At 61.6% G+C, this 13990-nt stretch carries 11 protein-coding genes and 4 tRNA genes; 14 read left to right on the forward strand and 1 reads right to left on the reverse strand.

Features of this window, described 5'->3' with window-relative positions; genetic code table 11:
- The first annotated feature begins 6 nt into the window (after positions 1–6).
- The 14 genes from aruF (at position 7) to mgtE (ending at position 13346) form a co-directional block, all read left to right on the forward strand.
- Positions 7–1026 carry an arginine/ornithine succinyltransferase subunit alpha gene (gene aruF, locus CXQ80_RS06650; RefSeq protein WP_101317716.1) on the forward strand — a complete coding sequence of 340 codons (1020 nt, stop codon included), beginning with the start codon at positions 7–9 and terminating at the stop codon, positions 1024–1026.
- Positions 1027–1104: 78 nt separating this feature from the next.
- Positions 1105–2133, forward strand: coding sequence for an arginine N-succinyltransferase (gene astA / locus CXQ80_RS06655; protein WP_101317718.1), 1029 nt, complete (start codon positions 1105–1107; stop codon positions 2131–2133).
- On the forward strand, positions 2130–3596 hold the full coding sequence (astD, locus tag CXQ80_RS06660) for a succinylglutamate-semialdehyde dehydrogenase (RefSeq protein ID WP_178080751.1): 1467 nt from the start codon (positions 2130–2132) through the stop codon (positions 3594–3596). Before astA ends, astD begins: the two co-directional genes overlap by 4 nt.
- Positions 3597–3619: 23 nt before the next feature.
- Positions 3620–4969, forward strand: a complete 1350-nt coding sequence (gene astB / locus CXQ80_RS06665) for an N-succinylarginine dihydrolase (protein WP_101317722.1) — start codon at positions 3620–3622, stop codon at positions 4967–4969.
- A 15-nt stretch (positions 4970–4984) separates the two neighbouring features.
- Positions 4985–5281, forward strand: a complete 297-nt coding sequence (locus CXQ80_RS06670; RefSeq protein ID WP_101317724.1) for a topoisomerase II — start codon at positions 4985–4987, stop codon at positions 5279–5281.
- A 10-nt stretch (positions 5282–5291) separates the two neighbouring features.
- On the forward strand, positions 5292–6299 hold the full coding sequence (gene astE / locus CXQ80_RS06675; RefSeq protein ID WP_101317726.1) for a succinylglutamate desuccinylase: 1008 nt from the start codon (positions 5292–5294) through the stop codon (positions 6297–6299).
- A 280-nt stretch (positions 6300–6579) separates the two neighbouring features.
- On the forward strand, positions 6580–9204 hold the full coding sequence (gene alaS, locus CXQ80_RS06680) for an alanine--tRNA ligase (RefSeq protein ID WP_101317728.1): 2625 nt from the start codon (positions 6580–6582) through the stop codon (positions 9202–9204).
- Positions 9205–9288: 84 nt separating this feature from the next.
- Entirely contained in the window at positions 9289–10524 is a 1236-nt protein-coding gene (locus tag CXQ80_RS06685; RefSeq protein ID WP_101317730.1) for an aspartate kinase, read from the forward strand.
- Positions 10525–10690: 166 nt separating this feature from the next.
- Positions 10691–10879 carry a carbon storage regulator CsrA gene (gene csrA / locus CXQ80_RS06690; RefSeq protein WP_043209419.1) on the forward strand — a complete coding sequence of 63 codons (189 nt, stop codon included), beginning with the start codon at positions 10691–10693 and terminating at the stop codon, positions 10877–10879.
- Positions 10880–10951: 72 nt separating this feature from the next.
- Positions 10952–11042: transfer RNA gene (locus CXQ80_RS06695), tRNA-Ser, on the forward strand.
- A gap of 107 nt (positions 11043–11149) precedes the next feature.
- Positions 11150–11226: transfer RNA gene (locus CXQ80_RS06700), tRNA-Arg, on the forward strand.
- Between the two features lie 72 nt (positions 11227–11298).
- Positions 11299–11375, forward strand: a tRNA-Arg gene (locus CXQ80_RS06705).
- 73 nt (positions 11376–11448) lie between these two features.
- Positions 11449–11525, forward strand: a tRNA-Arg gene (locus CXQ80_RS06710).
- Between the two features lie 378 nt (positions 11526–11903).
- Entirely contained in the window at positions 11904–13346 is a 1443-nt protein-coding gene (gene mgtE, locus CXQ80_RS06715; protein WP_101317732.1) for a magnesium transporter, read from the forward strand.
- Positions 13347–13434: 88 nt separating this feature from the next.
- Here mgtE and CXQ80_RS06720 read toward each other — a convergent pair whose 3' ends face one another.
- A complete protein-coding gene (locus CXQ80_RS06720; protein WP_033699552.1) occupies positions 13435–13761 on the reverse strand; it encodes an Arc family DNA-binding protein in 327 nt (108 codons plus the stop codon).
- Positions 13762–13990 lie beyond the last annotated feature (229 nt).

A 13990-nucleotide genomic window follows, 5' to 3' on the forward strand; every position in this document is an offset into this window, starting at 1 on the left:
GACACCATGCTGGTAATGCGCCCCGCGCAAATGGCTGACCTGAATGAAGTGCAGCGCATGGCTGCGGACAGCCCGGTTGGTGTCACTTCGCTGCCTGATGACGCTGCGCGTCTGGGCGACAAGATTGCCGCGTCGGAAACCTCGTTTGCCGCCGAGGTCAGCTTCAATGGCGAAGAGAGCTACTTCTTTGTGCTCGAAGACACCAGCACCGGCAAGCTGGCCGGCTGCTCGGCCATCGTCGCCTCGGCGGGCTACTCGGAGCCGTTCTACAGCTTTCGTAACGAGACCTTTGTGCATGCTTCGCGCGAGCTGAAGATCCACAACAAGATCCACGTCCTGTCGCTGTGCCACGACCTCACCGGCAACAGCCTGCTGACCAGCTTCTACGTGCTGCCGGAGCTGGTGGCCAGCGGCTTTGCCGAGCTCAATTCGCGCGGCCGCCTGCTGTTCATGGCCGCCCACCCGGAGCGCTTTGCCGACTCGGTGGTTACCGAGATCGTCGGCTACAGCGACGAGCAGGGCGAGTCGCCGTTCTGGGATTCGATCGGGCGTAACTTCTTCGACCTGAACTATTCCGACGCCGAGCGCCTGTGCGGGCTGAAGAGCCGGACCTTCCTCGCCGAGCTGATGCCGCATTATCCGATCTATGTGCCGCTGCTGCCGGACCACGCTCAGGAGGCGATGGGTCAGGTGCATCCGCGGGCGCAGATCACCTTCGACATCCTCATGCGTGAAGGCTTCGAGACCGAGCATTACATCGACATCTTCGACGGTGGCCCGACCCTGCACGCACGTGCCTCGGGGATCCGCTCGATCAGCCAGAGCCGAGTAGTCCCGGTCAAGCTCGACGAGGCCTCAGTCAAGGGTGGCCGCTCGTACCTGGTCTGCAATGGCCAGTTGCAGGACTACCGCGCCGTGTTGCTGGAGCTGGACTGGGTGCCGGGCAAGCCGGTCAGCCTGAGTAGTGAAGCGGCCGATGCCCTGGGCGTCGGTGAAGGTGCCAGCGTGCGCCTGGTCGCTGTTTGACCGGCCTGGCCATAGCGCCAGCGCTCGCGACCCGCACCCGTCTTGCGGCCGGCACAGACCGCCGCTCAAGGAGATAGCATGATCGTTCGTCCTGTACGCAGCAGCGATTTACCCGCGCTCATCGAAATGGCGCGCAGCGCCGGTACCACTGGCCTGACTACCCTGCCGGCCAACGAAGAGCGGCTGGCTCAGCGCGTGCGCTGGGCTGAAAAGAGCTTCACCGGTGAGGCCGGGCGGGCCGACACCGATTACCTGTTCGTGCTTGAAAACGACGAAGGCCTGGTGGTCGGCATCAGCGCCATCGCCGGTGCCGTCGGCCTGCGTGAACCCTGGTACAACTACCGGGTCGGCCTGACCGTCAGCGCTTCGCAGGAGCTGAATATCTACCGCGAGATCCCGACCCTGTTCCTGGCCAACGACCTCACCGGCAACTCCGAGCTGTGTTCGTTGTTCCTGCGCAGTGATCACCGCAACGGCCTCAACGGCCGCCTGCTGTCGAAGGCGCGCATGCTGTTCATCGCCGAGTTCCCTGAGCTGTTCGGCAAGAAGGTCATCGCCGAGATGCGCGGGATCTCCGACGCCGCAGGCCGCTCGCCGTTCTGGGAGTCGCTGGGCCGGCACTTCTTCAAGATGGAGTTCAGCCAGGCTGACTATCTGACCGGCGTGGGCAACAAGGCCTTCATCGCCGAATTGATGCCCAAGTTCCCGCTGTACACGTGCTTCCTTTCCGAGGCTGCACGCAGTGTGGTCGGCCGGGTACACACCGACACCGAGCCGGCGCTGGCCATGCTCGAGCGCGAAGGTTTCAACTACCAGGGCTACGTCGACATCTTCGATGCAGGCCCGGCAATCGAATGCGACACGGCGAAGATCCGTGCCGTGCGCGAAAGCCAGAATCTGGTGCTGGCAGTAGGCACTCCAGGCGATGACGCCACGCCGTACCTGATCCACAACCGCAAACGCGAAGACTGCCGCATCACCGCAGCGCCAGCGCGGCTGGCGGCCGGCACGCTGGTGGTCGACGCGCTGACGGCGAAACGCCTGCGCCTGGGCGTGGGTGACCACGTGCGCGCAGTCACCTTGTCCGCCAGTCGGGAGGCGCAGTGATGACGACCCATTACATCGCAGGGCAATGGCAGGCTGGCCAGGGTGAGGCGCTGCAGTCGCTGAACCCAGTCACCCAGGCGCTCGTCTGGGCGGGGCAGGGCGCTGCTGCTGGCCAGGTTGCCGCCGCAGTAAGTGCGGCTCGCGAGGCGTTCCCGGCCTGGGCGCTGCTCAGCCTGGAAGCACGCATCGCGGTGCTGGAAGCCTTCGCTGAGCAGCTCAAGGCCCATGCTGACGAACTGGCCCGCTGCATCGGTGAAGAAACCGGTAAGCCGTTGTGGGAGTCGGCAACCGAAGTCACCAGCATGGTCAACAAGGTGGCGATCTCGGTGCAGAGCTATCGTGAACGCACTGGTGAAAAAAACGGCCCGCTTGGCGATGCGACTGCCGTGCTGCGGCACAAGCCCCATGGCGTGGTGGCGGTGTTCGGCCCGTACAACTTCCCTGGCCATTTGCCCAACGGGCATATTGTGCCGGCGCTGCTGGCCGGTAACTGCGTGGTGTTCAAGCCAAGTGAGCTGACCCCGAAAGTGGCCGAGCTTACGGTCAAATGCTGGATCGCGGCGGGTTTGCCTGCGGGTGTGCTCAATCTGGTTCAGGGCGCCCGTGAGACTGGCGTGGCGCTGGCTGCCGATGCTGGTATCGACGGTTTGTTCTTCACCGGCTCCAGCCGCACCGGCAACCTGCTGCACCAGCAATTTGCCGGGCGCCCGGAAAAGATTCTGGCGCTGGAAATGGGTGGCAACAATCCGTTGGTGGTCGATCAGGTCAAGGATCTCGACGCGGCCGTCTATACCATCATTCAGTCGGCGTTCATTTCTGCCGGCCAACGCTGCACCTGCGCGCGTCGCTTGCTGGTGCCCGAGGGCGCCTGGGGTGACAGCCTGCTGGCGCGGCTGGTCGAGGTCTGCCGCAGCATCACGGTTGGCGCCTATGACCTGCAACCCGCGCCGTTCATGGGGTCGGTGATTTCCCTGGCGGCGGCCCAGGCCCTGCTTGATGCTCAGCAAGCGCTGATCGGCAAGGGTGCGCTGGCGCTGCTGGCGATGACTCAGCCGCAAGCAGGTGCAGCGCTGCTGACGCCTGGCATCATCGATGTCACAGGCGTTGCAGAGCGCCCTGATGAAGAGTTCTTCGGGCCGTTGCTGCAGGTCATTCGCTACGCCGACTTCGACAGCGCGATCGACCAGGCCAACGCCACCCAATACGGCCTGGCCGCCGGTTTGTTGTCTGACTCGCATGCGCGCTACCAGCACTTCTGGCTGCGTAGCCGCGCCGGTATCGTCAACTGGAACAAACAGCTCACGGGGGCCGCCAGCAGTGCGCCATTCGGTGGCGTCGGCGCCAGCGGCAACCACCGCGCCAGCGCTTACTACGCGGCCGACTACTGCGCTTACCCCGTGGCATCGCTGGAGACCGCCAGCCTCGCCTTGCCGGCGACATTGACGCCGGGCGTCACCCTATAACAAATGGTCTCGGAGCCTTGCCGATGAAATCCTATGAAGTGAATTTTGATGGCCTGGTAGGGCCGACCCACAATTACGGCGGCCTGTCGTACGGCAACGTGGCCTCGCAGAGCAACAGCCAGCAGTGCTCCAACCCGCGCGAAGCGGCGCGTCAGGGCCTGGCCAAGATGAAGGCGCTGAGCGACATGGGCTTCAAGCAGGGCGTACTCGCCCCGCAGGAGCGCCCGGACGTTGCTGCCCTGCGCCGGCTCGGCTTCAGCGGCAGTGACGCCGAGGTGATCCGTCGCGCCGCCCAGGAGGCCATGCCCTTGCTGGTTGCCAGTTGCTCGGCTTCGAGCATGTGGGTGGCCAACGCGGCAACGGTCAGCCCGAGCGCCGACACTGCCGATGGCCGCGTGCATTTCACTGCCGCCAACCTCAACTGCAAGTACCACCGCAGCATCGAGCATCCGACCACCAGCCGCGTGCTGGCGGCGATGTTCGCCGATGAGCAGGTATTCGCCCACCACCAGGCGCTGCCGGCGGTGGCCCAGTTTGGTGACGAAGGCGCGGCCAACCACACGCGCTTCTGTCGCAGCTATGGCGAGCCCGGCGTAGAGTTTTTTGTCTACGGCCGCAGTGCCTTCGACAGCCGCTACCCGGCGCCGCAGAAGTACCCGGCACGCCAGACCCTGGAAGCTTCGCAGGCCGTCGCTCGCTTGCACGGCCTCAGTGCTGATGGGGTGGTCTACGCTCAACAGAATCCAGCGGTGATCGACCAGGGCGTGTTCCATAACGACGTGATTTCGGTAGGTAACGGCGAAGTGCTGTTCTACCACGAGGATGCCTTCCTCGAGACTGATGCGGTGCTTGCCCAGCTGCAGGCTAAACTGGCCGGCAAGGGTGGCAAGTTCCAGGGCATCTGCGTGCCACGGGCGGCGGTGGCAGTGGAGGACGCGGTGCGTTCCTACCTGTTCAACAGCCAACTGCTGTCACGCGAAGACGGCTCGATGCTGCTGGTGGTGCCGGAAGAGTGCCGCAACAACCCGCGCGTCTGGGACTACCTGAGCCAGTTGACCAGCCAGGGTGGCCCGGTCAAGGAGGTCAAGGTGTTCGATCTCAAGCAGAGTATGCAGAACGGCGGCGGCCCGGCGTGCCTGCGTCTGCGCGTGGCCTTGAAAGAATCCGAGCTGGCGGCGGTCAATCCAGGGGTTATCATGTCGGCGCCGCTGTACGACAGCCTGATCCAGTGGGTCGATCGGCACTATCGCGATCGCATGAGCGACAGCGACCTGGCCGACCCGCAACTGCTCACCGAATGCCGTACGGCCCTGGATGACCTGACCCAACTGCTCAAGCTGGGCTCGGTCTATCCGTTCCAACGCCAACCCTGAAGAGAGAATTACGTAATGTCTGACGCCCTGCGCCTGATCCTGGAAGACGATGATGGCACCCAACTGGAAACCTCCTGCACGCGCTTTGCCGTGCTCTGGCAGGGCAAGGAAGTCTGGATTCAGCAGGACGGCCGCGGCCAGCTGCTGATCGGTGTGGATGTCGCTGAAGGCGATGCTGAGTTCGCCAACCTGCTGCTGCGCCCGATGGCCACCAACCTGGTCAGCCTGCAGCTGGAGATGGAGCCGGCTGAGCTGGGCGACGACGATGAGGATGGCCACGTGCACGGCCCGGATTGCGGTCACCACCACTAAGGATGTGCCTATGCTCGCCCTCGGCAAACTGCTTGACCTGACGCTTGGCGGCCGTGAGCCGGGCGAGAAGACTCAATCGACATCAGCAGGTCTGCGCCTGCGTTGGCTGGGGGAGGGCGCGCTGGAAGTGACGCCGCCGAAGGTGGACGACGGCACCTTGCACCTGCTGCTGTCGGCGGGTATTCACGGTAACGAGACCGCGCCGATCGAGTTGCTCGATCAATTGCTGCAGGGCATCGCCAGGGGCGAGATCGTGCCGCAGGCGCGAGTCCTGTTCCTGTTTGGCAGCCCAATAGCGATGCGTGCAGGCCAGCGTTACCTTGAGCAGGACCTGAACCGCTTGTTCAACGGTCGGCACGAATCGTCGAGCGGTTTCGAAGCGCTGCGTGCTGCCGAGCTGGAGCAGTACGCCCGCACGTTCTTCAGCGTGGCTGGGCGCAATCGCCTGCACTACGACCTGCACACCGCGATCCGCGGCTCGAAGATCGAGCAGTTTGCCCTGTACCCGTACAAGGACGGCCGCCAGCATTCGCGCCGCGAGTTGGCGCGCCTGAGCCAGGCCGGGATGCAGGCGGTGTTGCTGCAGAGCAAGACCTCGATCACCTTCAGTGCCTTCACCTACGAACAGCTCGAAGCCGAGGCGTTTACCTTGGAACTGGGCAAGGCGCGCCCGTTCGGGCAGAACGAAGAGGTCAACCTTGACCGTTTGCACAAGCGCCTGGTGCAGATCATCGAAGGCAAGGAGCCGGCGGTCGACGACAGTTTCGACGGCCTGCAACTGTTCAGCGTGGCCCGCGAAATCATCAAGCACAGCGACCACTTCCACCTGCACCTGCCGGATGACATCGAAAATTTCTCCGAACTGAGCAAGGGCTACCTGCTGGCCGAAGATCTGGCTGAAACTCGCTGGATCGTCGAGGAGGAAGGCGCGCGGATCATTTTCCCCAACCCCAAGGTGCGCAACGGCCTGCGTGCGGGCATTCTGATCGTGCCCGATTCAGGCCAGCGCCTGAGCTGATCCGTACCATTTGTCGCTGGCTGCGCGCTGCGCGGCCAGCCTCGAGCGGCGCATCCTGGCTGATTTTCCCTGCCCCAGCGGTAATTGGCTTGCCAGCGGCCAAACCCTCGCCTTAGCATCCCCTTCAAGTTTTTAGCCGTGCTGACCTGAAATTGCCCGCAAACGACCTTTCAGGGCGCATAAACACACTGCATCCAGCTTGCAGGACCGATATAATGCGGCCCTTTGCCGTCGTTTCGACGTGTTTGCCTTAACGGCCGCCGTTTCCGTGGAAGAACCTATGAAAAGCGCAGAAATCCGTGAAGCCTTCCTTCGCTTCTTCGAGGAGCAGGGCCACACCCGTGTTGCCTCCAGCTCCCTGATCCCGGGCAACGACCCGACCCTGCTGTTCACCAATGCCGGCATGAACCAGTTCAAGGACTGCTTCCTCGGCCAGGAAAAGCGCGCCTACACCCGCGCCGCCAGCAGCCAGAAGTGCGTCCGCGCCGGCGGCAAGCACAACGACCTGGAAAACGTCGGTTACACCGCGCGTCACCACACCTTCTTCGAAATGCTGGGCAACTTCAGCTTCGGCGACTACTTCAAGCGTGACGCGATCACCTATGCCTGGACCTTCCTGACTTCGCCGCAGTGGCTGAACCTGCCCCAGGAAAAACTCTGGGTCACGGTCTACGCCAGCGATGACGAAGCCTACGACATCTGGACCAAGGAAATCGGCGTGCCGGCCGAGCGCATGGTGCGCATTGGCGACAACAAAGGCGCGCCTTACGCTTCGGACAACTTCTGGACCATGGGCGACACCGGCCCATGCGGCCCGTGCACCGAGATCTTCTTTGACCACGGCGCCGATATCTGGGGTGGCCCACCCGGCTCGCCAGAAGAAGACGGCGACCGCTACATCGAGATCTGGAACAACGTCTTCATGCAGTTCAACCGCACCGCCGATGGCGTCCTCCACCCGCTGCCAGCGCCGTCGGTGGATACCGGCATGGGCCTGGAGCGGATCAGTGCGGTGATGCAGCATGTGCACTCGAACTACGAGATCGACCTGTTCCAGAACCTGCTGGTAGCCGCAGCCCAAGCCATCGGTTGCAGCAACGTCGGCCAGCCTTCGCTGAAAGTCGTCGCCGACCATATTCGTTCGTGCGGCTTCCTCATCGCCGATGGCGTGCTGCCGTCCAACGAAGGTCGCGGCTACGTGCTGCGCCGGATCATTCGCCGCGCTTGCCGTCACGGCAACAAACTCGGTGCCAAGGGCAGCTTCTTCTACCAGATCGTCGCTGCGCTGGTCGCCGAGATGGGCCAGGCCTTCCCTGAACTGAGCAGCCAGCAGGCGCACATCGAGCGCGTCCTCAAGAGCGAAGAAGAGCAGTTCGCCAAGACCCTCGAGCAGGGCCTGCGCATCCTCGAGCAGGACCTGGCCCAGCTGCAGGGCACTACCGTCCCGGGTGACGTGGTGTTCAAGCTGTATGACACCTATGGCTTCCCGATGGACCTGACCGCCGACATCGCCCGTGAGCGCGAGCTGACCATCGACGAAGCCGGTTTCGAGCGCGAGATGGAAGCCCAGCGCGAGCGCGCCCGCTCCGCCAGCGCCTTCGGCATGGACTACAACAGCCTGGTCAAGGTCGATGTTGCCACCGAGTTCCTCGGCTACCAGGCAACCACGGCCCAGGCCAAGGTCGTCGCGCTGTACAAGGACGGCCAAGCCGTCGAGCAGCTGCATGAAGGCGACGAAGGCGTGGTGGTGCTTGATCGCACGCCGTTCTACGCCGAGTCCGGCGGCCAGATTGGCGATGCCGGCTACCTGCAGGCCGCCGACGTGCGCTTTGATGTGCGTGATACCACCAAGACTGCCGGTGCTTTCCTGCACCATGGTGTAGTCGCCACTGGCGCGCTGCGCGTAGGCGCCGAAGTTGAAGCGCAGGTGGATGCCGAAGTGCAGCACGCCACCTCGCTGAACCACTCCGCGACTCACCTGCTGCACGCGGCGCTGCGCCAGGTGCTCGGCGATCACGTCCAGCAGAAAGGCTCGCTGGTCGACAGCCAGCGCCTGCGCTTTGACTTCAGCCACTTCGAGGCGGTCAAGCCAGAGCAGCTCAAGGCGCTGGAAGACATCGTCAACCGCGAAGTGCGCAAGAACTCCGAGGTGCAAACCGAAGAGACCGACATCGAAACCGCCAAGCGCAAAGGTGCAATGGCGTTGTTCGGCGAAAAATACGGCGACAGCGTGCGCGTGTTGAGCATGGGCGGTGATTTTTCGGTGGAGCTGTGCGGTGGTATCCATGCCAAGCGCACCGGCGACATCAGCCTGTTCAAGATCATCAGCGAAGGCGGCGTGGCTTCTGGCGTGCGCCGTATCGAAGCGATCACCGGGGCTGCGGCACTGGCTTACCTGAACGCTGCTGAAGAGCAGGTCAAGGAAGCTGCGCAATTGGTCAAGGGTAACCGTGACAACCTGATCGACAAGCTGGCGGCGGTGCTCGAGCGCAACCGTCAGCTGGAAAAACAGCTTGAACAGCTGCAGGCCAAGGCCGCCAGCGCTGCCGGAGATGATCTCTCCAACGCAGCCGTTGAGGTCAAAGGCGCCAAGATTCTCGCCGCTCGCCTTGACGGGCAGGATGGCAAGGCTCTGCTGGCGCTGGTCGATCAACTGAAGAACAAGCTCGGCCACGCAGTGATCCTGCTGGGCAGTGAGCATGAGGGCAAGGTCGTGCTGGTGGCTGGCGTGACCAAAGACCTCTCCGGCCAACTCAAGGCCGGCGATCTGATGAAGCAGGCCGCTGCGGCGGTTGGCGGTAAAGGCGGTGGTCGTCCGGACATGGCCCAGGGTGGCGGCGTCGACGTCGCTGCACTGGACAGTGCCCTGGCCCTGGCTGTGCCGTTCGCCGAACAGCGGCTTTGAGATGAAACGGCCCGCTAGTGATAGCGGGCCGTTTCAGGTTGGATTGTTTATTGGGTGCCCATCACGGGCAGAGGCAGCTTTGAAATGGCGTTGATCGTACAGAAATTTGGCGGCACCTCTGTCGGATCCATCGAGCGGATCGAGCAGGTTGCCGACAAGGTCAAGAAATTCCGCGAGGCAGGCGATGACCTGGTCGTGGTCCTGTCGGCCATGAGCGGGGAGACCAACCGCTTGCTGGACCTGGCCAAGCAGATTAGCGACAAGCCGGTTCCGCGTGAGCTGGACGTGATCGTGTCGACTGGCGAGCAGGTGACCATTGCCCTGCTGGCCATGGCCTTGATCAAGCGTGGCGTGCCGGCGGTGTCCTACACCGGCAATCAGGTGCGCATTCTCACCGACAGCGCGCACAACAAGGCGCGCATCCTGCAGATCGACGACCAGAAGATTCGTGCCGACCTCAAGGCTGGCCGTGTGGTTGTCGTGGCGGGCTTCCAGGGCGTCGACGAGAACGGCAGCATCACCACCCTCGGTCGTGGCGGTTCGGACACCACCGGTGTGGCCCTGGCGGCCGCGCTGAAGGCTGACGAGTGCCAGATCTACACCGACGTCGATGGTGTCTACACCACCGACCCGCGGGTGGTACCGCAGGCGCGCCGTCTGGAGAAGATCACCTTCGAAGAGATGCTGGAAATGGCCAGCCTCGGTTCCAAGGTGCTGCAGATCCGCTCTGTCGAATTCGCCGGCAAGTACAACGTTCCGTTGCGCGTGCTGCACAGTTTCAAGGAGGGTCCAGGTACCCTCATTACCATTGATGAAGAGGAATCCATGGAACAGCCGATCATTTCCGGTATCGCCTTCAACCGTGATGAAGCCAAGCTGACCATTCGTGGCGTGCCGGATACCCCAGGCGTTGCCTTCAAGATCCTCGGCCCGATCAGCGCTTCGAACATCGAAGTCGACATGATCGTGCAGAACGTTGCCCACGATAACACCACCGATTTTACCTTCACCGTGCACCGCAACGAGTACGAAGCGGCGCACAAGGTGTTGGAAAACACTGCGCGCGAGATCGGCGCCCGTGAAGTGATCGGCGATACCAAGATTGCCAAGGTATCGATCGTCGGCGTCGGCATGCGCTCGCACGCCGGCGTTGCCAGCCGTATGTTCGAAGCGCTGGCCAAGGAGACCATCAACATCCAGATGATCTCCACGTCCGAGATCAAGGTTTCGGTGGTCATCGAAGAGAAGTACCTCGAACTGGCCGTGCGCGCCCTGCACACCGCCTTCGAGCTGGATGCGCCTGCCCGCCAAGGCGAGTAACGCGTAGCCAGGAGGAGGGCGCGGCTTGCCGCGCCCTTCGCGTTTCCGGCCGCCGGATGGGCCCTGTCCTGTCCTCTCTGGCGGCCACACACGCTGACTGTGCGTCCCGCAGCCAGCGCGCTACCTCAGACTGTTGTCCCTGATTGAACTGCGTAAGGAGAAAGCTATGTTGATTCTGACTCGTCGGTGCGCCGAGAGCCTGATCATTGGTGACGGTGAGATCACCGTTACGGTCCTGGGTGTCAAAGGCAACCAGGTACGAATTGGCGTTAGCGCGCCCAAGGAAGTCGCGGTTCACCGCGAAGAAATCTACCTGCGAATCAAGAAAGAGAAGGACGAAGAACCAACCCTTTAATTTTTATCAGATTTTTTTTAAAAAAGGGTTTGCAAACGGGGAGGGCTCTGGTTATAGTACGCCCCGTGTTGCGGTGAGGTGGCCGAGTGGCCGAAGGCGCTCCCCTGCTAAGGGAGTATACCTCATAAGGGTATCGGGGGTTCGAATCCCCCCTTCACCGCCATTATTCGCTTAGGGCGCTTCAACTGGCCAAGATTACTAAGTCGTTGAAATTAAACGAAAAAGTACTTGGCAAATCGGTAAAGCGATCTATAATGCGCGGCAAGACATGGACTCATAGCTCAGCTGGATAGAGTACTCGGCTACGAACCGAGCGGTCGCAGGTTCGAATCCTGCTGAGTCCACCATACAACATGAAGGTTTTGCTCGCAGAGCCGGATTGTTCAACCAGTGGTAATCTGGTCTAAAACTACCAACTTGGACTCATAGCTCAGCTGGATAGAGTACTCGGCTACGAACCGAGCGGTCGCAGGTTCGAATCCTGCTGAGTCCACCATATAGCACGGTGGTTGTGCTTGCACAGGCACCTTGTTTCAACCAGTGGTAACCTGGTCTAAAACTACCAACTTGGACTCATAGCTCAGCTGGATAGAGTACTCGGCTACGAACCGAGCGGTCGCAGGTTCGAATCCTGCTGAGTCCACCATCTTCATCAAGAAGCCCGCTTTTATAGCGGGCTTTTTGTTGTCTGCAATTCACCGAATTGTCAGTAAGCCGGACTAGACTGTGCGAGTAGGCGCCCATGCGACAGGTCCTGCGCCTATGTGCTTTTTGTCTGGCGCCCACCGTCGCACTGATGGCTTTGCGCGTTGTCACAAGATAATCGCGTAAACGATTGTTCTGACCAAAAATTTAAGCAATCCGACAGCTCTTGCAGTGTATGATTGCGCCCGTCAGCCCCGCCGGGGCTTGTGGAATACCACCATGGACTTACCCAGTAGTTACCCCTTAATCCGATTTGCCAAAATAGATCTGATCGATTGATCTCCCCGGCGTGCTCCGCTGCTGGGAGTGGAGTTCGCCTATGACCGAAGTCGAAGTAAAGAAAAGCCAAGACAGCCTGCAGGATCGCCTGGCCCAGGTGATTGACCTGCTGCAGCGTCAGCGTGTTGTTGAAGACCTGACCCACCGTCAGGAGGGGCAGCACAATAGCCTGGTGGAGAGCCTCGTCCACCGCCAGAACCTGGTCGAGCTGCAACGCAAGCTCGATGACCTGCACCCTGCCGACATCGCCTACATTCTCGAAGCACTGCCGCTCGACGACCGCCTGACGGTCTGGCAGTTGGTGCGCTCTGATCGTGACGGCGACATCCTCCTGGAAGTATCCGACGCCGTCCGCCAGACCCTGATCGCCGACATGGACGATCACGAGCTGTTGGCCGCTGCCAAGGAAATGGACGCCGACGAACTCGCTGACCTGGCTCCCGAGCTGCCGCGTGACGTTGTCCACGAGCTGATGGAGACCCTCGACGCCCAGCAACGCGAGCGGGTCCGCTCGGCGCTGAGCTACGACGAGGATCAGGTCGGTGCACTGATGGACTTCGAGATGGTCACCATCCGCGAAGACGTCAGCCTGGAAGTGGTACTGCGTTACCTGCGCCGGCTCAAGGAGTTGCCAGGCCACACCGACAAGCTGTTTGTGGTCGACTCCGATGGCATGCTCAAGGGCGTGTTGCCGATCAAGCGCCTGCTGGTCAATGATCCGGACAAGCAGGTGGCTGAGGTCATGGCTACCGACCCGGTCAGTTTCCACCCTGACGACGACGCCTACGACGCCGCGCAGGCGTTCGAACGTTACGACCTGGTATCTGCCCCTGTAGTCGACAAGAGCGATCGCCTGATCGGCCGTCTGACCATCGACGAGATGGTCGACCTGATCCGTGAGGAAAGCGAAAGCGAAGTCCTCAACATGGCCGGTCTGCGCGAAGAAGAAGACATTTTCGCCTCGGTCTGGCGCTCGCTGCGCAACCGTTGGGCGTGGCTGGCGATCAACCTGATTACCGCGTTCCTCGCCTCTCGCGTGATTGGCCTGTTCGAAGGCTCGATCGAGAAGCTGGTGGCATTGGCGGCATTGATGCCGATCGTTGCTGGTATCGGCGGCAACTCGGGCAACCAGACCATCACCATGATCGTCCGCGCCATGGCGCTGGACCAGGTCAGCCCGGGCAACACCTCGCGATTGATGCGCAAGGAGCTGGCGGTGTCATTGATCAACGGCCTGGTCTGGGGTGGTGTAATCGGGGTAGTGGCGTATCTGCTCTACGGCAGCTGGTCGCTGGGCCTGGTAATGACCGGAGCAATGACTCTGAACCTGCTGTTGGCGGCGCTGATGGGGGTTTTGATCCCGATGACCTTGGTCCGCCTCGGGCGTGACCCGGCGATGGGTGCCAGTGTGATGATCACGGCAGTGACAGACAGTGGCGGCTTCTTCATCTTCCTTGGCCTGGCCACGATATTCCTGATGTAAACCCACTGCCGGCGCTTGATTGAAGAGCGCCGGCAGCCAGAAACAATAAAGCCAGCTTGCGCTGGCTTTGTTGTTTCTGGCGGTTTGATCAGGACGCGTCGGCGGCCATTTCCACGTCGTGGGCAATCAAGGCTACCAGAGCGTTTTGTTGGCGGTGGGAGAGCTGGCGGAAGCGTTGCAGCAGCTCGCGCTCGTGCAGGCTCAGCTCAGGGCTGTCCAGGCGCATGCTCAGCTCGTCGCCCAGTGCACCTTCCTGGATAAGGCTCTGTTCCAGGCGGGCAATGATCTCGGAGTTCATGCTGCGGTGATGGTTGCGGGCTACCTCGGCAATGCGCTCACGCATCCCGTCTGGCAGACGAACGACAAACTTGTCAGCGGTGCGGCTTGAATAAATAGCCTGTTTCAATGGGCGCATATAAATTGACCGGTTTACTGGTTCAGGGGAAGCGGTTGTCGAATGCCGCGCGGTGGAAATCTGACCGTCGCGACGGCAAAATGTTCAACCGTCGTGTATTTTTGGCGTTCATCATGCCTAAAATCTGCCGTTTCCTTGGCGTCAATTCTGTGACAAATAGTGATCCGCATAAAGGCTTTTTGCCAGTACCAATTATCAGAAATGAGCACTGGTTTGAAAAGTTTAGCGT

Origin of the sequence: Pseudomonas sp. 02C 26 (assembly GCF_002843585.1) — a bacterium.
Classification (GTDB): Bacteria; Pseudomonadota; Gammaproteobacteria; order Pseudomonadales; family Pseudomonadaceae; genus Aquipseudomonas; species Aquipseudomonas shirazensis.